The following is a 20,593-nucleotide window of genomic DNA, read 5'->3' as shown; positions in this document are numbered from 1 at the left end:
AACTTAAAAAAAGTTGAAATACTTGAAAAAAGCTGAAATTATGGGCTGTCTGATTTCTACTCTTGGTTTTGGCTGTTGTTGACGGTGAGTATTAATACCTCTCGGGAATCGCTGATGCAACCAAAATGGTCCAGCTCTGGAAGGCTCATTTTGGTTGCATGATTGAAAAGCATTTCCCAGTCCCTGTTATGACTTTTTCCACAGGGTTAGCTGATCGTCCGGAGCAGGGCATACATAGCCGGAGCGATCGCCAGGGCCGGCAAGAATGAACCGACCCGAATTTGAGTCACCGCCAACAGGTTCAACCCAATCGCCACAATGGCCAAGCCGCCCACACCAGTGAGGGCCAACACCTGGGGATCGGTGGCTGGGTTGGGCACAAATTGGGTCAGCAAGCCCGCCGCCAGGGACAGGGCCCCTTGATAGATCCCCAGGGGCAACACCGAAAAGGCCACCCCCAACCCGGAGCTACCGGCCAGGGCGATCGCCGCCAGGCCGTCCATGGAGGCCTTGAGAATCAAGATTCGATCGTCGCCGGTGAGGCCGTTGTTCAGGCAGCCCACCAGGGCCATGGGCCCCACGCAGAACAACAAACTGGCTGCCACAAAGCCTTCGGTGAATTGACCGTCGCCCTTGACTTTGCTCTTGAGCCAGTCGCCCCACTGTTGCAAGCGGCGTTCGATCGCCAAGGCTTCTCCCACCAGGCCACCCACCACCAGCGCCACCAGCCCCAACACAATCCCATCGATCGCAATACCCTGAAGTCGGCTCAGGCTTTGGGCCATTTGCAACCCCACCAAAATCACAATTAGCGCCACGCCTTGGGTGACGATTTGCAGCATGTTGGCAGACCAGTAGTTGCGCAACAACAAGCCCAGGCCGCTGCCAACCAAGATGGTGGCAATGTTGATGATGGTTCCGCTGAGGGGATTAAAGGGGGCCATGGGGCGATCGGGGAAGGTTAAGCGAGCAGGTTGAGAAGACGGGGGTGCGAACGCCCCGATCACGCAACACAATCGACCAGCGTAGTAGCATGACATGCTGAATATATTGGGTCAAAGTTGCGGAGCCAGTCGTGGCAACAAGGGGCTTGAGCATCCTGCTGCTTAACGATCAGGTGACGGTAACCGCCATGTAATTTAACCCAGTGAATTAAGGCAGCCATGCTAGTAGGGGCATTTCAGGCGATCGCACGGGGCTGATTTGCGGGCTGATTGGGATTCGTTGGGGAGCCATTAGACCTCATCATTTGAATTATTTGAATTAGTTGAGAGCAATTTGGCCGCGCCAGGGGAAACACCGGCTTTTAAAATGGGCCAGGGAGCCAACTATCAGCGCTACCAATCTTTGTCATAAATTCTGATCATCCATGACCCCACTCAGCTCTTTTAATGCCCCACCCCGTCGCTCACAGCACTCGTTAGTTCGCCGTTTGTGGGCCCTGACTCTGGCGTTGGTGGCCGCCGTTGGCCTTTGGTTCAGCGCCAGCGCGCCTGCCGCCGCCACGGGGGTGTATGACATGCCGCCCTTTGACCCGCAAACTTGGGTGCTCGATCGCGCCGATTTGTTCAGTCGCCTCACTAAAAGTAGTCTTGAAAAGTCCCTGCGTGATGTGGCCCAGTCTACGGGATCAGAAGTTCGGTTTGTGACGTTCCGCCGCTTGGACTATGGCGAAACGATCGATAGCTTTGCCCAAGAATTATTTGAAACCTGGTTTCCGGAAGCCGAAGACCAAGCCAACCAGGTGCTGATGGTGTTGGATGCGGTCACCAACGATGCGGCGATCGAGGTGGGCAGCAACGCCCAAGCAACCCTCACCGCCGACATTGCCACCAGCGTGGCCCAGGAAACCCTGCTGGTACCAATCCGCGATGGCAACTACAACGAAGCGTTCATCGCAGCCAAAGATCGGCTGGCAGTGGTTTTGGCCGGTGAACCGGATCCCGGCCCGCCGGTTGTCGTCAGCAAAATTTCCGTAGAAAGCACCTTCAAAAAAGCTGAGGAAACCGATCGCAATGGTTCCACCATCCTGGTGGTGGTGCTGTTGATTTTGGCCACCGTGATCCCCATGGTCACCTACTTCGCCTACGTGCGCTGAGGCCGAGGTTTTTGGGCCCGTGCTGGCGGAGATGTCTTCAGACCTAGACCTGCGGTTGGCTGGGTGCTTCCGAGTTGCCAGAGTTTCTGGGGCCCTGGCAAAAGCCGTAACCTTGGCTATGGTCGTCTTTCAAGTCATCTCGCGTTGCGGGGGCTGGCCTGGGGCAGTCTAATGGGAGGGGCAAAAATTTCCTGCCCTTCCCCAATCAAGACCAATTTCGCCGAAATTCAGGCACGATTACGGGCACAATTAATAAAACCATTAACACTCTTGATAGTAGTAATTCCTTCCGGTTAGTTCTGCTCATCTTTAGGCTCAGCTCTAGGAAGCTTCCTGACCAATTCAAGGGGCACTGACCCATAGCCCGCCATCAGCCCGAATCAACACAGACCGGCTCGATCAGCCCCCACCCTGGGCCAGATGCTTGCAAAATTCAATCGCTGATTACCCCCCATCCTGACTTCCCTTCCCCCCTGGGAACCTATGGCTAGGGTGATAGAATTTCAAATATTTGTTCGGGACAGCGCCGGAAAGCAGCCGCGCGTAGGTGTTGCAGCTCTCAGTGCAGCCCTCCAGTGATGAGCAACCCGATCTCAGTCAACGTTTTCCGACCGTTACCCACGAGGAGAAAAACTACCTATGCCGCAACTCGAGGCACCCGCTGCGATCGACTACCAAAGTGAAACCTACAAAGATGCCTACAGCCGCATCAATGCGATCGTGATTGAGGGCGAAGACGAAGCCGCCAGCAACTACGTGCGTCTAGCCGAGCTGATGCCCACCCATGCCGAAGAATTGGCTGACCTGGCCAAAATGGAGGCCCGCCACAAAAAAGGCTTCACCGCCTGCGGCAAAAACCTGAACGTGACCCCCGATATGGACTTTGCCAAGAAGTTCTTTTCGGATTTGCACGGCAACTTCCAAAAGGCTGCGGCCGATGGCAACATCGTCACCTGTCTGCTGATCCAAGCGCTGATTATCGAAGCTTTTGCGATCTCGGCTTACAACGTCTACATCCCCCACGCCGATGATTTTGCCCGCAAAATCACGGAAAGCGTGGTCAAGGATGAATATCTGCACCTGAACTTTGGCGAGCAATGGCTTAAGGCGAACTTTGAAAGCGCTAAAGATGAGCTAGAGCGTGCCAACCGCGAAAACCTGGCGATCGTCTGGCGCATGTTAGACGAGGTGGCCGCTGACGCACTGGTGCTGGGGATGGAGAAGGAAGCCTTGATGGAAGACTTCACGATCGCCTACCAAGAAGCGCTGCAAAACATTGGCTTCACCACCCGTGAAACCTTGCGAATGCTGACGGCCGGCTTGGCAGCCGCTGCCGCCTAAGGCGGGGGCGGGCTTGTGGGGTTCCAGTTCACGCTGGGGCCCCCAGCCCAATTCCCGCTGATCGATCGCCTTGGATTCGCGCCCACCGTGGGGCCATGATTTCCCAAGACTGTTGCTGTGCAGTCTCCGACCTCGATCGTGATGATTTGGCGATCGGGGTCATGTTCTTGAACGCAGTCACCCCAGCCCGGCCCGTCCTGACAAGGCTTGCAAAAGGGCAGAACCAGTAAAAGGCCAAATCAGTAGCCAAAGCGGCTGATTCTGGCCCAAACCGCTGCTTTGATGACTCTGTGATGGGCTTGTGCAATGGGTTGGATTCCTGCGCTTCCCTGTTCGTTCCCTTCGCTTCCTTATCCCCCTTCAACCCGTTTAGCAAAGAGATGTTTGGTCTTATCGGTCACTCCCCCAGCTTAGAAAGAACGCACGAAATCGCGCGCGAGTTGGGTCTTCCCGAATGTGCCGATCGGGATTTGGAGTTTTGGTGCAGTGCGCCGCCCCAAGCGGTCGATACCGTGCGGGTGAAGAGCGCCACTGGACAAGAAATCGAAGGTCAGTATATTGACTCGGGATTTTTGCCGGAAATGCTCACCAGCAATCGCGGGAAAACCGCTGTGCGCAAGGTGCTGAATGCGATGGCCCATGCCCAAAAGCTGGGGTTGTCGGTGACGGCGCTGGGGGGCTTTTCCTCGATCGTGTTTGAAAATTTCAATTTGTCTCAAACCCGTTTGGTGCGGAATGTGGAGCTAGATTTTGCTCGCTTCACCACCGGCAACACGCACACGGCTTACATCATCTGCCGCCAAGTGGAAGAGATGGCCAAGCGGTTGAATCTGGAACTGTCCCGAGCGACCGTGGCCGTTTGCGGAGCCACGGGCGATATCGGCAGCGCCGTTTGTCAGTGGCTCAATGCCCGCACAAATATCCAGGACTTGTTGCTGATTGCACGCCAGGAAGATCGCCTGCAAGCGCTGCGGGACGATCTGGGACGCGGCAAAATTTTGTCCTTGGAAGAATCTTTGCCCCTGGCAGACATTATCGTTTGGGTGGCCAGTATGCCCAAGGGTGTGGAAATTGATCCGACAATGCTGAAAAAGCCTTGCCTGATCATCGATGGTGGCTATCCGAAAAACATGGGCACCAAAATTCAAGCGCCGGGTGTGCATGTGTTGAGCGGTGGTATTGTGGAGCACACCCTAGACATTGACTCGCGAATCATGCGGGCGATCGGGATGGTGAATCCGAAGCGCCACATCTTTGCTTGCTTTGGAGAATCGATGCTGTTGGAATTTGAGAAGTGGTATACGAATTTTTCGTGGAACCGCAACCAAATCACCATCGAGAAGATGCTGCAAATCGGAGAAGCTTCGATTAAGCACGGTTTCAAACCCTTGTTGCTCGATCCTGTCGGCTAAAGACCCCATGCGCCACTTTCGGGGGCCCCGTTGCCCACCGGGGCCCCTACCGAAGTTGGCAATCACGACCGTTGCGCGATCGCGCCTGTGCTTGACCTATGGCTACTGCAAATCGAAAACCCCTGTATCTGGACTTTGAAAAGCCGCTCGTGGATCTGCAAGAGCGCATTGAGCGGATCCGTCGCCTCGCGGAGGAGAACGGGGTGGATGTGAGCGATCAAATCCAGCAATTGGAGGAGCGATCGAACCAGTTGCGCCAAGAGGTCTACGGCGGTTTGTCGGCGGTGCAGCGGTTGCAAGTGGCTCGCCATCCCCGCCGCCCCAGCACCTTGGACTACATCAACGCCATGACCGATGATTGGCTGGAGTTGCACGGCGATCGGCGCGGGGGAGATGACCCGGCGATCGTGGGTGGTGTGGCCAGTTTGGACGGAATGCCCGTGGTGATTTTGGGCCACCAAAAAGGCCGCGACACCAAAGACAACGTGGCCCGAAATTTTGGCATGGCAACCCCCGGCGGCTATCGCAAGGCCATGCGCCTGATGGAACATGCCGATCGATTCGGAATGCCGATCATTACCTTTATTGACACGCCCGGTGCTTGGGCGGGGGTCGATGCCGAGCGGCTGGGCCAAGGCGAGGCGATCGCCTATAACCTGCGGGAAATGTTCCGGCTCAATGTGCCCATCCTTTGCACCATCATTGGCGAAGGCGGCTCCGGCGGGGCCCTGGGAATTGGCGTTGGCGACTGGCTGATGATGTTTGAGCACTCGGTCTACACTGTGGCTTCGCCGGAAGCTTGCGCCTCAATTTTGTGGCGAGATGCGGGCAAAGCGGCCCAAGCCGCCGAAGCCTTGAAGATCACGGCGCGTGATCTGAAGGATTTGGGGATTTTGGATGAAATTTTGTCGGAACCCTTGGGCGGGGCCCACTCCAACCCGCTGGAAACGGCCGAAACCCTGAAGCAGGCGATCGTGCGGGCCTTGGAACAACTCCTGAGCCTGTCGCCCCAGGCCCGGCGCGATCGCCGCTATCAGAAATTCCGCAAAATCGGTCAATTCACCGAAGGGCCGATCGAATCGCTGGCAACCTCCGTTTCGTAGCCGTTGCCGTGGGCAGATCCAATTAGGCAAGGGGTTGAGGGCCGATCGCCCAATTGCCTGAAACCCTGATTCCACCGTTGTCAGATCGTGGGGAACAAGGGGCTTAAGCCCCTTGTCGGGGGTGGTTAGGGTATGGCAAATCGACAGTTTTCCCTTGATTGCGGGAAATGAAAATAGACCCTAAACTCCTTGTCTCTATCGGATCATAGAAATGAGCACCCTGTATTTTTCCCGTGGGGATCAGTCTCGCAGGGGCCTTGGAGGTATCTATGAGCGATGCGACCAGCGGCGCGATCGACAGTGCGATCGCCCCATCTATGGAATTTTTTGATGGGGTGGTTGAAGATCCCAGCAACGTGAGCCTGCGACGGGATCCCGCCACGGGTGCAAAGATCGTGATGATGGTTTTTGAGCAACTGAACTGCATTGAGCGCTTTCGGGCCGTGACCAATCGGTTTTCCGGGAGTCTGCGCCTGCGAGATGAGGAAGGTGACATTTTGGTAGAACCTTCCAGCGTGCGGTTTATCTTCGGCGGGCCCGAAGGTGATGATTTTGAACGGTTTGAATGCCAATTTCGGATTGAAATCCCGGAACAGTGGGATCGGTTCATGCGGTTCATGAATCGCTATGCCGATGCCAATGGAATGGGCTATGCCCCTCGCTAGGAGATCGCCATGGCCGGCGATCGGGTGGGTGAATCAACGGCTAATTCATGGGGGCCGATCGACAAATCGACAATGGATCGACAATAGGATGAGTCGATCTTTAGGCATGGATGATGCGTTCTCGGGATCTGAGTCATTCAAGGCTACTCAGCCAAAATCACTCAGATCCGTTGCGCAAATCTATCCATTCAAATCCCGCGTTTCTACCGTTTTTCTGGCGAAGAGTCCCCCATGAAAGTTGCAATCACTGGAGCAACCGGTTTCGTTGGCCGTGCCTTGGTGCAGCGGTTGAATCAGCAAGGGGATTCCCTGGTGCTTTTCAGTCGCGATCGGGCAAGGGCGGAGCGCTGTTTTCCCCGATCGGCCTTTCCCAACCTGTCGATTATGGGCTATGAACCCACGGCCGCTGGCGATTGGCAACAGGCGATCGCGGGGTGCGATGGGGTGGTGAACCTGGCCGGTGCGCCGATCGCGGAAGTCCGCTGGACCACGGCCCGCAAGCAGGAAATTTTAGACAGTCGCCAACTGGGAACTCGGCGGATTGTGGAGGCGATCGCGGCGGCCAATCCCAAACCCGCCGTTTTGGTGAATTCCTCCGCGATCGGGTTCTATGGCCCCAGCGAAACGGCCACCTTCACCGAGGCCAGCTCGGCCGGCCAGGGCTTTTTGGCCCAGGTTTGCCAAGCTTGGGAAGCGGAAGCCCAGGCCGTCACGGCCCAGCAAACCCGGTTGGTGATTTTGCGCACGGGCATTGTGCTGGGAGATGGGGGTGCTTTGGGCAAAATGCTGCCGGTGTTTCGGGCCTTTGCGGGCGGCCCCTTGGGCACGGGTCAACAGTGGTTTTCCTGGATTCACTTGATGGATATGGTGAATCTGATTGAGCGATCGCTCAAGGATCCCAGCTTCAGCGGGGTTTATAACGCCACCGCTCCCAAGCCGGTGCGGATGGGGGAACTGTGCCAGGTGCTGGGCAGTTTGCTGAATCGCCCCTCTTGGTTGCCGGTGCCTGCCTTTGCGCTGGATCTATTGCTGGGGGAAGCGGCTCAGGTGGTGCTGGAAGGTCAATGTGTGCTGCCCGATCGGGCCCAACAGGCGGGCTTCCAGTTTGACTATGGGGATTTGTCGGCGGCCTTGCGCGCGATCGTCTAGGGCTTGTCGGGGCCAGGGGAACCAAAACGGTGGATGCCCCCGCTGCCCGGTGGTGCTTGCCCCTTTCTGGCGCAGAGTCTCCGGCATTTGGATCTCCGGCATTCGCGTCTCCGGCTTTTCTGGCATTGTTTCCATGATGGATATCTATGGATATCCATCGATATCTACTGATATCTCTTGATATCTCTGGCATCCGTAATCTCGCCCGCCCCCCTCTGCCATGTCTCCTCGCACGCTGGATCTGAGCGATCGCCTCTACGACTATTTGTTGGCCGTGTCCCTGCGGGAAGCGCCAATTTTGCAGGAACTGCGTCAGGTGACCGCGCGCCACCCCGCCGCCCAAATGCAAATTGCGCCGGAACAGGGCCAGTTCATGGCCCTGTTGGTGCAACTGATTGGGGCTGAGCGGGCGATCGAGGTGGGAACCTTCACGGGCTACAGCACCCTTTCGGTTGCCTTGGCCATGCCCGATCGGGGGCGGATTGTGGCCTGCGACGTGAGCGCCAACGACACCGCGATCGCCCAGGAATTTTGGCAGCGGGCCGGCGTTGCCCACAAAATCGATCTGCGAATTGCGCCGGCCCTCGAGACGCTCGATCAATTGCTAGCGGACGGTCAGGCAGATTGCTTTGATTTCGCTTTCATTGACGCGGACAAAAAAAATTACCCCAACTATCTCGATCGCTGCCTGGCCCTGGTGCGCCCCGGCGGCCTCATCGCCATTGACAATGTGCTGTGGGCCGGGCGCGTGGCCGATCCTACCAACCAGGAAAACAACACGGAAGCGATTCGCGAATTCAATGCTCGGCTGCACCAAGACCCGCGGGTGGATCTAAGCCTCGTCCCGATCGGGGATGGGATGACCCTCGCTCGCCGCCGTCCCTGCCCAAATCTGGCAAGCTAGACATGGGCCGCCCCTTGGAGGGGTAATCAACAGCCCAACTCGATGATCCTGTCCATTGCTTCATGACCGCTTGGTTGCCTTTGCCATGACCCTGCCCCTATCCCTCCCGATCGTCCTTTGCCTGTTCGTTGGTTTGCCCCTTTTGGGTCTGGCGTTGTATTTGTGGTCTCCTCGGAAGTACCAGTCCGCCAACTCCGTCGCCAACGCCTATGACGAGTGGACCACAGACGGCATTTTGGAATTCTATTGGGGTGAGCATATCCATTTGGGTCACTATGGCTCTCCCCCGCGCCGCAAGGACTTTTTGGCGGCCAAAGCGGATTTTGTCCATGAAATGGTGCGTTGGGGCCAGCTCGATCGCCTGCCAGCCAGCGCAACCCTGCTGGATGTGGGCTGTGGCATTGGCGGCAGCAGTCGCATTCTGGCCAAAGACTATGGTTTCCAGGTCACAGGCATTACGATCAGTCCCCAGCAGGTGGCCCGGGCCCAATCCTTGACCCCGCCGGATGTGGCAGCGCAATTCGCGGTGGATGATGCCATGGCCCTGTCGTTTCCCGATGCCAGCTTTGATGTGGTTTGGTCGATCGAAGCAGGGCCCCACATGCCCGACAAGGCCGTTTTCGCCAAGGAACTGCTGCGAGTGCTCAAACCCGGCGGAATTCTGGTGGTGGCTGACTGGAACCAGCGGGACGATCGGCAAGTGCCCCTCAACGGTTGGGAGCGCCCCGTCATGAAACAACTGCTGGAGCAATGGGCCCACCCGGCCTTCGCCAGCATTGAAGGCTTTGCCGAAGACTTGGCCGCCACGGGTCTCACGGATGGCGATGTGATGACGGCTGACTGGACTCCTGAAACCTTGCCCTCTTGGCTTGACTCCATCTGGCAAGGGGTAGCCAGACCCGCCGGCCTGATCAAGTTTGGTGTTCCGGGCTTGGTGAAGTCTTTGCGGGAAGTGCCCACCTTGCTGCTGATGCGTTTGGCCTTTGGGGCCGGGCTTTGTCGGTTTGGCATGTTCCGAGCGGTGCGGGCGGCGGCTCCGGTTTCGGCTCAACCGGCCACGGCTGCCACCACTCGTTAGGGCAAAAGGCTCGCTCAAGTTGATCGCTCAAGTTGATCGCCCCAATCGATCGCCCAAGTTGATCGCTCAAATCGATCGCCCAATCTGACGTTCCTTGCAAGTCATGCTTTTTCCCAATCCTGTGCCGAGTCCCGCCGGGTGGCAACTGTTTCGCTGGCTGTTTGATCCGCTGACTTTTCTGGATCAATGCACCGATCGATGGGGATCAACGTTTTCCCTGGGACTGGTCACCGGGTTGCGAATGACCCTCGTGGCGGATCCAGAGGCGATCGCGGATGTGTTTTCCCTGGATCCCAACCACGTCGAAAGCGGTTCCATGAATTATCTGCTGGAGCCGCTGGTGGGTCTCAATTCCCTGCTGTTGTTGGATGGTAATCCCCACCGTCGCCATCGCAAGTTGCTGTTGCCGCCGTTCCATGGCGAACGCATGACAGTCTATGGGCGGCTGATTTGTGACTTAACCCGCCAACAGGCGGCGGATTGGGGATCGCAAAAGGTCATTGCTGGGCGCAAGGTAACCCAAGTCATTACGCTGAAAACCATCCTGAAAGCGGTGTTTGGGCTGGTGGACGGCGATCGCTATGGCCAAATCCAAGTTTTGGCAGCCAAAATTCTGGACTTGTTGGGATCGCCCCTCACTTCTAGCCTGTTGTTTTTGCCGTCCTTGCAACGGGATTGGGGGCCCTGGAGTCCTTGGGGCTATTTTCTGAGGTTACGGAATCAGCTTGATGTCTTGCTCTATGGGGAAATTGCCGATCGCCGCGCTGAGCAAGTCCAAGCTCAACAGGACGCTGCTCAACCGAACCCAGCCACCAATCGGGGGCCGAGCGATCGCACCGATATTTTGAGTTTGTTGTTGGCGGCTCGTGATGAAGCGGGCCAGCCCATGAGCGATGAGGAAATTCGCGACGAATTAATGACCCTGCTGCTGGCTGGCCATGAAACCACCGCCACGTCCTTGGCTTGGGCCCTGTGGTGGGTGACGCAGTTTCCGGCCATGGGCGAGCGAATTCGGGCGGAAATTGCCGAACTGGGGCCGGATCCGGAACCGATGGCGATCGCCAAACTGCCCTACCTGAACGCTTTTTGCCAGGAAACTTTGCGCATTTATCCCGTGGCCCTGATCGGCAGTCCGCGCCGCTTGCTGAAGCCCACGACGATCGGGCGCTATGACTATCCCGCTGGGGCCATTGTCTCGCCCAACATTTACAGCGCTCATCGTCGGCCGGATTTGTATCCCAACCCAACCCAGTTCCAACCCGAACGATTTTTGGAGCGATCGTTCACCAATTCGGAATTTTTGACCTTTGGTGGTGGCAACCGAAGCTGCATTGGCATGGCCTTTGCTCAGTTTGAAATGAAACTGGTGTTGGCAACGCTGCTGATGGACTGGTCGGTGGCCTATGCCGGGGTGTTGCCTCCCCGCCCGGCTCGCCGAGGGGTGACCGTGGGGCCCAATGGGCCGCTGCGATTGCGGATGACCCGGCGCGATCGGGTGGCCCCTGCCCCAGCGTCCACACCCCAAACGGTGGCCTAGGGCTAATCAATCGGGCGGTGAATTGTGGGGCCGCGATCAAGCGGGCCCAAGCAAGCCGGCCCAAGCAAGCCAGGCTGTGCCATAGGCCGCTTCGGTCTGCTTCGCCGATCGCACGGGGCAACCTAAATGGCGCGATCGAATGGCCGTCCAAGCATCATTTTTTGCCCCGCCGCCGGCCGTCTGCACCGATTGCAGCGGGCTGGCTCCCAATTGCTGAAGTAACTGATAGCCTTGGGCTTCAATCCGGGCTAGTCCTTCCAAAATGCCCTGCAAAAATGCTGCGGGATCCGCCGGTCGGGGCGTGAGGCGTGGTGGCAGATGGGGATCGCAAATGGGGAAGCGATCGCCCGGTTCCAGCAGGGGGTAATAGTCGAGGGGACTGGGCTGCTGGGGATCAATTTGGGCAGTGAGCCGCTGTAACTCTTGGTCAGAAAAGAAGTGCCGCAACACCCGGCCGCCAGCATTGGAAGCTCCGCCCACCAACCAGCGATCGACGAAGGGGGGGCTAGCAGTCGCGTTGCCACCCCCAGGGGCCAAGTGGTCTATGGCCAAGCGGGCCATTAACGATCGCCCCAGAAAGTGACTATAAACCCCATGAGCGCGATCGGCCACGGGCTGCTCGCTCAGTAATTTGATCGCCAGGGTAGACCCCAAGGACGTGACCGCCTGGCCGGGTTCCTGGACTCCGCTGGCCAAAAATGCCGCAATGCTATCGGTGGTGCCGGTGCAAATTTGGCAATCGATCGGGAAATCCCAGCGATCGGCCCACAGGGGCAAAATGGTTCCGACCGCCTGGCCCGGTTGTGCAATCTTGGGCAGCGATGGCCCAATATCCAAACGGCGCAACCATTGGGGATAGGTTTGGCGGATGGGGTCGCCACCCAACTTCAGTGCGTTGTGATAGTCCGTGATGCCGAATTGACCGTGCAGTTGGGCCCCGAGCCAATCCGCTTGATGGAGCAATTGGGGCGGATCCACCGTGGGCCACTGACCGCCATATTGCGTAGCTCGCCACCATAGCAGCTTGGCTAGGCTGGAGGTGGCACTGTGGGTGACGTGATCTGCCGGGGCGATCGCGGCAATTTGGGGCAAAACGGATTGGCCCCGATCGTCATCGTAGGCGAGAGGATCGCTCAGGGGATGACCCTGGCGATCGCACAGCAGCACGGTTCCCGAAGTGCCATTGATGGCGATCGCCCCCGTTTGTTGCCGCACCGATCGGGGCAAATCCGCCAGCAGAGCCGTCAATTGCGCCAGCCAATCGGCTGCACTCCCCGATTCCGTCCCCGATGTGCGCACCTGTGCCTGGGCCACTACGGCTCCCTGTCGATCGATCACCATGGCTCGGGCCCCGGAGGTTCCAAAGTCAATGCCCATGGCCAACTGATTGCCCCATCGTTGATCGCGGCCCCAATCCATACTCGTGGCTCCTAGTGGGTTAATCAACGGTTAACTGCTAGTGCGTTAAGTTGAAGCTTGATTGCTGCCTTTGCCCAATTTTGCTCCTATGCCTCAGCCGATCGCGCCTTCTGCCACCTCGCCCCAGGAATTGGTGAAAACCCAGCACGACTTTTTTAAGTTGGGCTACACCCGCGATGTGGATTATCGGCTGCGGCGGCTTCAAGATCTGCGTCGGGCCATTGAAGAACAACAGGATCAGCTCCTGCGGGCCTTGCAGGTGGATTTGGGCAAACCTCCCTTTGAAGCGGTGCTGGCGGAGTTGGAATTTTGCCTGCTGGAAATTGACCACGCCCTCAAACATCTGCGGAGTTGGACCAAGCCTCGATCGGTCGGGTTGCCCTTCACCCTCTGGCCCGGTCGAGCCAAGGTGCAGCGGGAGCCGTTGGGCGTGGTGTTGATCATGGGGGCCTGGAACTATCCGGTACAGTTGACCCTGGGGCCGCTGGTGGGGGCGATCGCGGCGGGCAACTGCGCAGTGATTAAGCCCTCAGAGGTTGCCCCCCAAAGCTCCCGGGCGATCGCGGATTTAATTCGCCGGGCCTTTGACCCGATGTATGTGGCGGTGGCGGAAGGGGGAATTCAGGTCAGCCAAGCCCTGTTGGAAGAACCCTTCGATCATATTTTTTATACGGGTGGCCCCACGGTGGCCAAGGTGGTGATGGCCTACGCAGCCCAGCGACTCACACCGGTCACCCTGGAACTGGGGGGCAAAAATCCTTGCATTCTCGATCGCTCGGCCGACTTCCCGATCGCGGCCCGGCGAATCGTTTGGGGCAAATTTTTCAACGCAGGACAAAGCTGCTTGGCTCCTGACTATGTGTTAGTGCCGCGCGATCGGGAAGCGGAGTTTCTGGCGTTGGCCCAAGGAGCCATTGCTGACTTCTTTGGCCCCACCCCCAGCCTCAGCCCGGATTTTGCCCGTATTGCCAATGACTATCACCTAGAACGGCTGTTGCGGTTGATTCCCGGTTCGGGTCAGGTGGTGATCGGCGGAGATGCGGATCCGAGGCAACGCTACTTGGCCCCAACCCTGTTGGCGGCGGTGCAGTGGAGCGATCCCGTGATGCAAGAGGAGATTTTTGGGCCCATTTTGCCGGTGTTGGCCTATGACCACCTGGACGGGGCGATCGCCCAAATCAACGCCCGGCCCCATCCCTTGGCTTGCTATGTGTTTGCCAACGATCGCACCATTAGCCGAGCGATCGGCCGGGAAACCACCTCGGGATCCCTTTGTGTGAACGATCTGTTGGTGCAAGCCACCGTGCCCGATTTGCCCTTCGGCGGCGTGGGAGCCAGCGGCATGGGGCGCTATCACGGCCGGGCTGGGTTTGAGCTATTTTCCTATCAGCGCAGCCACCTGTGGCGATCGGCCCAGCCGGAATTTCCGATGCGCTATCCGCCCTACGACGACAGCAAATTATCCTGGCTGTCGCGATTGCGGTCTTAACCGTTCCTTAAGCCCAAAGAAACATTAGGGGCGATCGTGATCGTGATCACCCCCTGTAGAATAGGATGCTGCAAGTTAGCCCAACCCGCTCCTAAATCACCCAATCGCAGATCCTCAGTGATTTGTCGCGATTTTGGCTGGCAACTTTGGGCCAACCCCTCGCTTCGTCAACCCGCAGCGAACTAGACCTTTCCTATCTGCCAACCGCACACTCGCCCCATGCCGAAGGTACTTGTCTCCGACCCGATCGACAAAGCCGGCCTCGACATTCTGTCGCAAGTGGCCCAAGTCGATGTCCGCACCGGCCTGCCCGAAGATGAGCTGGTGCAAATCATCGGTGAATATGACGCGCTCATGATTCGATCGGGTACCCGCGTCACTGCCCGTGTGATCGAAGCCGGCCAAAGCCTGAAAATTGTTGGCCGCGCTGGGGTCGGAGTCGATAACGTGGATGTGCCCGCCGCCACCCGCCAAGGGGTTGTGGTTGTGAACTCGCCGGAAGGCAACACGATCGCCGCCGCCGAGCACGCCCTGGCCATGATGCTGTCCATGTCGCGCTACATCCCCGCTGCCAACGAATCCACCAAGTCCGGCAACTGGGATCGCAAGAACTTCACGGGCGTGGAAGTTTACAAAAAGACGCTCGGGGTTTTGGGCTTGGGCAAAATTGGCTCCCATGTGGCCTCCTGCGCCAAGGCCATGGGCATGAAGCTGCTGGCCTATGATCCCTTCATTTCCAAGGAACGCGCCGAGCAGTTGGGTTGTCGCTTGGTGGATTTGGACTTGCTGTTCCGTGAGTCGGATTTCATCACCCTGCACATGCCGAAAACGCCGGAAACGGCCAACCTGATTAATGCTGAAGCCCTGGCGAAGATGAAGCCCACGGTGCGGATCATTAACTGCGCCCGGGGCGGCATCATCGACGAGCAAGCGCTCTACGAAGCCCTGAAGGAAAATCGGATTGGCGGCGCGGCCCTCGATGTGTTTGTGGATGAGCCGCTGGGGGATTCGCCCCTGAAGAGCTTGGGTAAAGAAGTGGTGTTGACTCCGCACTTGGGTGCTTCCACGGAGGAGGCCCAGGTGAACGTGGCGATCGACGTGGCGGAGCAAATCCGCGATGTGCTGTTGGGGCTGCCAGCGCGATCGGCCGTGAACATTCCGGGTCTTTATCCCGATGTGATGGAGCAACTGCGGCCCTACCTGAAGTTGGCGGAAACCCTGGGCACTTTGGTGAGCCAACTGGCTGGTGGTCGGGTGGAATCCCTGACGGTGCGCCTGCAAGGGGAATTGGCGGAAAAAGACAGCAAACCCATCACGATCGCAGCCCTGAAAGGCTTGCTATCCCAGGCCCTGAGGGAACGGGTGAACTATGTTAACGCCAGCATTGAAGCCAAGGAGCGGGGCATCCGGGTGATTGAAACTCGCGATTCTTCCGTTCGGGACTACACCGGCTCGCTGCACCTGTCGGCGGTGGGTTCGTTGGGCGAGCACTCGGCCACGGCCACCCTGCTGAGTGACGGGGAAATTCACATCACCGGAATTGACGATTTCCCGATTAACGTCACCCCCACCCGCTACATGCTGCTGACCAAGCACCGGGATATGCCGGGGATCATTGGGAAAATTGGTTCGCTGCTGGGGAGCTTCAATGTGAACATCGCCAGTATGCAGGTGGGCCGCAAGATTGTGCGTGGCGATGCGGTGATGGTGCTGAGCATTGATGATCTGCTGCCCGATGGCTTGCTCGAAGAGATTGTGAAGGTTCCGGGCATCCGCGATGCCTTCACGGTGGTGCTTTAGCGATCGCTCAGATTAGGGTTCAGATTAGGGTTGGGAAACCCAACCCCTACGGCGGTGGAAATGACGACGGATCCTAAGGCCTGTCGTCATTTCCTGAGATCAGACAACAACGGTTGATTTTTCATGCCCCAATCGTCGTAACAAGGGGCTTAAGCCCCTTGTCCCCCACGATCTGACAACGGTGGAAGCAGGGTTTCAGGCGATTTGACGACACGCCCTAGGCTTCTTTGCTGAAAAACTATCCGGAGCTAATGACTGGAGGGCTGAAAACCACTCCATGTAGATGCACCCCGATTGAAACCTCGATTGCTGGCTGGCCCAGCTCGAGGTTTTTTCTTGCGCAAAAATCGGCTGATAACAAAAATCGGCTGATAAGTAGACCGATGGGCTAACCCATGAGTCAGCCTATGAGCAAAATTAATGGTCACTCCCTGACAAAAAAACTAGGCGATCGGGCCTGACCCTGCTACCATACGGCCTAAGTTTTGTTACAAAGACAACAGTTTGCTGGTCGCATCTTTATTGATGCTGCTCACCGAGTCTGGCTGAGTCTAGCTGGATAAAACCTAAAAGGGGTCGGCAATTGGTCGGAGCAACGGCAAAACCGGATAACCGATTAAGCGCGATCCATAACGTTGGCAAGCTGTCCTATACCCATTTGGCTTCGATCGCCCGATCGATCCCAATCATTTCACTGTGGTATGAGCCTCAAGCCGGAACAACTACCGAAGGGAGTTTCACGCTCAAGGCTTTTACGCTTTCGTGCATTGGTCTAAGATTCCCTTCAGTTTGAAGCTCAACCAGTTCAACCACGTTAACGACCAGCAAACCTGAAACCGGGAGGCAAACGTGCTGCGTTTGGAACGCATCCAAAAAATTTACCCAACGGGCCAAGTCCTGCGGGATGTGAGCTGGGAGGTCAAGCCCGGCGATCGGGTTGGGTTAGTTGGTGTGAATGGGGCAGGTAAATCCACCCAACTCAAAATCATCATGGGTGAGATTGAGCCAACGGCCGGGCAAATTATTCGCCCGGCTGATTTGCGCATTGGTTATCTCAACCAAGAGTTTGATGTGGATCCTTGCCGCACGGTGCGCGAAGAACTGTTCTCGGCTTTCACGGAAGCTTGCGAGGTGCAGGATCAAATGCACCAGGTGCAAAACGAGATGGGCGCGGCGGATCCCGATCGCCTAGAAGCCTTGCTGCGCGATCTCGACCACCTACAACGCCGGTTTGAAGCCCTGGATGGCTATGGTCTAGAAGCCCGGGTCGATCGCCTGTTGCCGGAGTTGGGGTTTGAGCCGGACGATGGCGATCGGCTGGTCAGCTCCTTCAGTGGCGGCTGGCAAATGCGGATCTGCTTGGGCAAGGTGATGCTGCAAGAGCCGGATCTGTTGCTGTTGGACGAGCCGACCAACCACTTGGATCTCGAGTCGATCGAGTGGTTAGAAGGCTACCTGAAGCAACTGGGCAAACCGCTGGTGCTGATTTCCCATGACCGAGAATTTCTTGATCGGCTCTGCACCACAATTGTGGAAACCGAGCGCGGTGTATCCACCACCTACTTGGGTAACTATTCCCAGTACCTGGCCCAAAAAGAAGAAAATCGCAGCGCCCTCCAGGCGGCCTATGATCGCCAGCAAAAGGAACTAGACAAGCAACAGGCCTTTGTCGATCGGTTCCGGGCCAGCGCCACCCGCAGCACCCAAGCCAAGAGCCGCGAAAAACAACTGGAAAAAGTGGAGCGCCTCGAAGCTCCCGTGGCCGATGTGCGCACCCTGCGGTTTCGGTTTCCGCCCGCCCCGCGCAGCGGTCGCGAGGTGGTCAAAATTGAAGACCTGACCCACGCTTGGGCCGATAAGATCCTGTTCCTGGGTGCGAACTTGACCGTGGAACGGGGCGATCGGATCGCCTTCCTTGGGCCCAATGGTTGCGGTAAATCCACCCTGTTGCGCATGATCATGGGTCGGGAAGCCCCCACCGAGGGAACTGCCCAAATTGGTCAACACAACGTGATCCCCGGGTATTTTGAGCAAAACCAAGCCGAAGCCCTGGATTTACACAAAACCGTCATTGACACCCTGCGGGACGAAGCCCCAGACTGGAAAGAGGAAGAGGTGCGCAGCCTCTTGGGCCGTTTCCTGTTCAGTGGCGAAGCGGTTCTCAAGAAAGTTGAATCCTTGAGTGGGGGCGAAAAGGCGCGTTTAGCCCTTGCCAAAATGCTCGTTCAGCCCGTTAATCTGCTGATTTTGGACGAGCCAACCAACCACTTGGACATTCCTGCAAAAGAAACCCTCGAATCAGCCCTGACGCAATTCGATGGCACTGCCTTGATCGTGTCGCACGATCGATACTTTATTTCGCAAGTTGCCAACAAAATTGTGGAAGTTCGTGAAGGCGAACTGCGCGTTTATCAGGGCAACTATCGCTACTATCTCGACAAAATTGCCGAGGAACAAGAGCAAGCAAAGTTGGCAGCCATTGCCCAAGAGAAGGCGGACAAAGCAGCCGCCAAGCGCGAGAAAGAGCGCGAAAAGCAACAGGCCAAGCAGGACGCGAAAAAAGCAAACACCGGTTTGTAAATACCTTGTAACGTCTGGGATGCACCACAAACCATCCCAGGCTTATAGGTTAAATCTCGGTGCTATTATGGCGGGAAAATTAAGCAAATATGAAGAGCAATCAGAGTATGGTGGAGTCAACTGTCTCCCCTGTCGTGCTGATCATTCTTGACGGCTGGGGCTACCGCGAAGATCGCAACGGTAATGCGATTGCCGAAGCGAAAACCCCGATCGTTGATAGCCTTTGGGCAGCCTATCCCCACACACTGATCCGCACATCAGGTAAGGCGGTTGGACTGCCCGAGGGGCAAATGGGTAACTCCGAAGTGGGCCACCTGAACATTGGTGCGGGTCGGATTGTGCCCCAAGAGTTGGTTCGTATTTCCGATGCCGTTGAAGACGATTCAATTTTGAGCAATCCTGCCCTGGTCGCCACCTGTCAGCAGGTTAAAGCCAGTGGCGGCAAGCTCCATCTGATTGGCCTTTGTTCCGATGGGGGTGTGCATTCTCATTTGGATCATGTGGCCGGGTTGCTGAAGCTGGCAACGCAACAGGGAATCACGGAAGTCTGTATTCACGCCATCACCGATGGTCGCGACACCCAGCCCAACAGTGGCATTGAGTTTCTGACTCGACTGCAAGGGCTGATTGATGACGCGGGGGTGGGTCAAATCACGACGGTTTCCGGGCGCTACTACGCGATGGATCGCGATCGCCGCTGGGATCGGGTGCAAAAGGCCTACCAGGTGATGGCCACAGAGGGTGAAGTGGATGGGCGATCGCCCGTGCAGATCCTTCAGGACTCTTACGCGGAAAAGGTTTTTGATGAGTTCATTCTGCCGGTGCGGGTAGCTCCGGGGGCCGTGGCGGCCCAAGACGGCGTAATTTTCTTCAATTTCCGTCCCGATCGGGCGCGGCAGCTCACCCAAGCGTTCATGGATCCTCAATTTGATGGGTTTGAGCGCAAACTGGTGCAACCGATCCATTTCGTCACCTTCACCCAATATGATCCCGAGCTACCCGTGGCCGTGGCCTTTGCACCGCAGGATCTGAAAAACATTTTGGGTGAGGTGTTGGCGAATCATCGCCTTCGCCAGTTTCGAGCCGCCGAAACGGAAAAATATGCCCATGTCACCTACTTCTTCAATGGTGGTTTGGAAGACCCCTTTGAAGGGGAAGATCGGGTGCTGATCCCGAGTCCGATGGTGCCAACCTATGATCGCGCGCCGGCCATGTCTGCGGACGCGGTGACCGATGCGGTGGTTTCCGCCATTCAAAAGGAGGTCTACTCCTTGGTGGTGGTGAACTATGCCAATCCGGACATGGTGGGCCATACCGGACAGATGGAAGCGGCCATTCAGGCCATTGAAACGGTCGATCGCTGTTTGGGCCGGGTGTTGACGGCGGTCTCCAAGGTGGGCGGCACGGTGCTGATCACCGCTGACCACGGAAATGCGGAATACATGTTCGATGAGGCGGGTAATCCCTGGACGGCCCACACCACCAACCGTGTCCCATTCATCGTGGTGGAAGGGGAGCGTCGAAAGGTGGTCGGCCATGGCTGTGATGTTCAGTTGCGGGATGATGGTTGCTTGGCGGATATTGCGCCGACGATTCTGCAATTGCTGAATTTGCCCCAGCCCTCTGAAATGACGGGCAAGTCGATCGTAGCTCCGGCGGCCTATGAAGCCAAGTTGAACCGCACGCCGGTTACGGTAGGCGTTTAGACCAACGGAGACCGCTAGGGGGTCGCCATCCGGCCGTAAAATGTTGATTCCGCTATTGCTGGGTACAATCCTGCGTTTCCTATGTTGACCACGATTTTGGAAATAATCTGGGCCCTGTCTGCCCTCGGTTTGGTGGTGTTTGTGCTGTTGCACAGCCCCAAGGGCGACGGTCTCGGCGGCATTGGCGGCCAAGCTCAACTGTTTTCGAGCACCAAGAGCGCGGAAGCCACGCTAAATCGCATTACCTGGACGCTGGCCTTGGTGTTCATGGGTTTGGCGGTGGTGCTGAGTGCTGGCTGGCTGAAGGGTTAG

At 57.3% G+C, this 20,593-nt stretch carries 16 protein-coding genes; 14 read left to right on the top strand and 2 right to left on the bottom strand.

What is annotated here, in order from left to right:
* Positions 1–206: 206 nt before the first annotated feature.
* The gene (locus tag VPK24_RS16930; protein WP_393015131.1) at positions 207–944 is read right to left on the bottom strand and encodes a DUF554 domain-containing protein; all 738 of its coding nucleotides are present in this window, start codon (positions 942–944) and stop codon (positions 207–209) included.
* Positions 945–1,369: 425 nt separating this feature from the next.
* Between VPK24_RS16930 and psb32 the strand changes: the two genes are divergently transcribed.
* From psb32 to VPK24_RS16885, 9 genes are all read left to right on the top strand, one after another.
* Positions 1,370–2,098, top strand: a complete 729-nt coding sequence (gene psb32 / locus VPK24_RS16925; protein ID WP_393015129.1) for a photosystem II repair protein Psb32 — start codon at positions 1,370–1,372, stop codon at positions 2,096–2,098.
* Between the two features lie 639 nt (positions 2,099–2,737).
* Positions 2,738–3,439 carry an aldehyde oxygenase (deformylating) gene (locus VPK24_RS16920; protein WP_393015128.1) on the top strand — a complete coding sequence of 234 codons (702 nt, stop codon included), beginning with the start codon at positions 2,738–2,740 and terminating at the stop codon, positions 3,437–3,439.
* Between the two features lie 380 nt (positions 3,440–3,819).
* On the top strand, positions 3,820–4,851 hold the full coding sequence (locus tag VPK24_RS16915; RefSeq protein ID WP_099535008.1) for a long-chain acyl-[acyl-carrier-protein] reductase: 1,032 nt from the start codon (positions 3,820–3,822) through the stop codon (positions 4,849–4,851).
* Positions 4,852–4,949: 98 nt separating this feature from the next.
* On the top strand, positions 4,950–5,954 hold the full coding sequence (locus VPK24_RS16910; RefSeq protein ID WP_393015127.1) for an acetyl-CoA carboxylase carboxyltransferase subunit alpha: 1,005 nt from the start codon (positions 4,950–4,952) through the stop codon (positions 5,952–5,954).
* A gap of 233 nt (positions 5,955–6,187) precedes the next feature.
* Positions 6,188–6,619, top strand: a complete 432-nt coding sequence (gene psb28 / locus VPK24_RS16905) for a photosystem II reaction center protein Psb28 (protein WP_393015125.1) — start codon at positions 6,188–6,190, stop codon at positions 6,617–6,619.
* A 231-nt stretch (positions 6,620–6,850) separates the two neighbouring features.
* The gene (gene thyD / locus VPK24_RS16900; protein WP_393015124.1) at positions 6,851–7,768 is read left to right on the top strand and encodes a thylakoid membrane protein ThyD; all 918 of its coding nucleotides are present in this window, start codon (positions 6,851–6,853) and stop codon (positions 7,766–7,768) included.
* Between the two features lie 220 nt (positions 7,769–7,988).
* The gene (locus VPK24_RS16895; RefSeq protein WP_393015122.1) at positions 7,989–8,672 is read left to right on the top strand and encodes a class I SAM-dependent methyltransferase; all 684 of its coding nucleotides are present in this window, start codon (positions 7,989–7,991) and stop codon (positions 8,670–8,672) included.
* Between the two features lie 85 nt (positions 8,673–8,757).
* The gene (locus VPK24_RS16890) at positions 8,758–9,750 is read left to right on the top strand and encodes a methyltransferase domain-containing protein (protein ID WP_393015120.1); all 993 of its coding nucleotides are present in this window, start codon (positions 8,758–8,760) and stop codon (positions 9,748–9,750) included.
* A 103-nt stretch (positions 9,751–9,853) separates the two neighbouring features.
* Positions 9,854–11,287 (top strand): cytochrome P450, encoded by a 1,434-nt coding sequence (locus tag VPK24_RS16885; RefSeq protein WP_393015119.1) that lies wholly within the window; start codon positions 9,854–9,856, stop codon positions 11,285–11,287.
* A 36-nt stretch (positions 11,288–11,323) separates the two neighbouring features.
* Here VPK24_RS16885 and VPK24_RS16880 read toward each other — a convergent pair whose 3' ends face one another.
* Positions 11,324–12,733 (bottom strand): FGGY-family carbohydrate kinase, encoded by a 1,410-nt coding sequence (locus VPK24_RS16880; RefSeq protein ID WP_393015117.1) that lies wholly within the window; start codon positions 12,731–12,733, stop codon positions 11,324–11,326.
* Positions 12,734–12,794: 61 nt separating this feature from the next.
* On the opposite strand from VPK24_RS16880, the gene VPK24_RS16875 reads away from it, so the two are divergent.
* The 5 genes from VPK24_RS16875 (at position 12,795) to secG (ending at position 20,593) form a co-directional block, all read left to right on the top strand.
* Positions 12,795–14,195, top strand: coding sequence for an aldehyde dehydrogenase family protein (locus VPK24_RS16875; RefSeq protein ID WP_393015115.1), 1,401 nt, complete (start codon positions 12,795–12,797; stop codon positions 14,193–14,195).
* 219 nt (positions 14,196–14,414) lie between these two features.
* Positions 14,415–15,995: a phosphoglycerate dehydrogenase gene (serA, locus tag VPK24_RS16870; RefSeq protein WP_393015113.1), complete on the top strand. Its 1,581-nt coding sequence runs from the start codon at positions 14,415–14,417 to the stop codon at positions 15,993–15,995.
* A gap of 849 nt (positions 15,996–16,844) precedes the next feature.
* Positions 16,845–18,575: an ABC transporter ATP-binding protein gene (locus tag VPK24_RS16865; RefSeq protein ID WP_393015111.1), complete on the top strand. Its 1,731-nt coding sequence runs from the start codon at positions 16,845–16,847 to the stop codon at positions 18,573–18,575.
* A gap of 107 nt (positions 18,576–18,682) precedes the next feature.
* Positions 18,683–20,281 carry a 2,3-bisphosphoglycerate-independent phosphoglycerate mutase gene (gene gpmI / locus VPK24_RS16860; RefSeq protein ID WP_393015110.1) on the top strand — a complete coding sequence of 533 codons (1,599 nt, stop codon included), beginning with the start codon at positions 18,683–18,685 and terminating at the stop codon, positions 20,279–20,281.
* Positions 20,282–20,362: 81 nt separating this feature from the next.
* Positions 20,363–20,593 carry a preprotein translocase subunit SecG gene (gene secG, locus VPK24_RS16855; RefSeq protein WP_099534985.1) on the top strand — a complete coding sequence of 77 codons (231 nt, stop codon included), beginning with the start codon at positions 20,363–20,365 and terminating at the stop codon, positions 20,591–20,593.

This window comes from Limnothrix redekei LRLZ20PSL1, from assembly GCF_043235035.1.
In the GTDB taxonomy this organism is placed as follows: Bacteria; Cyanobacteriota; Cyanobacteriia; order CACIAM-69d; family CACIAM-69d; genus CACIAM-69d.
This window is presented reverse-complemented; position numbering and strand designations above follow the sequence as displayed.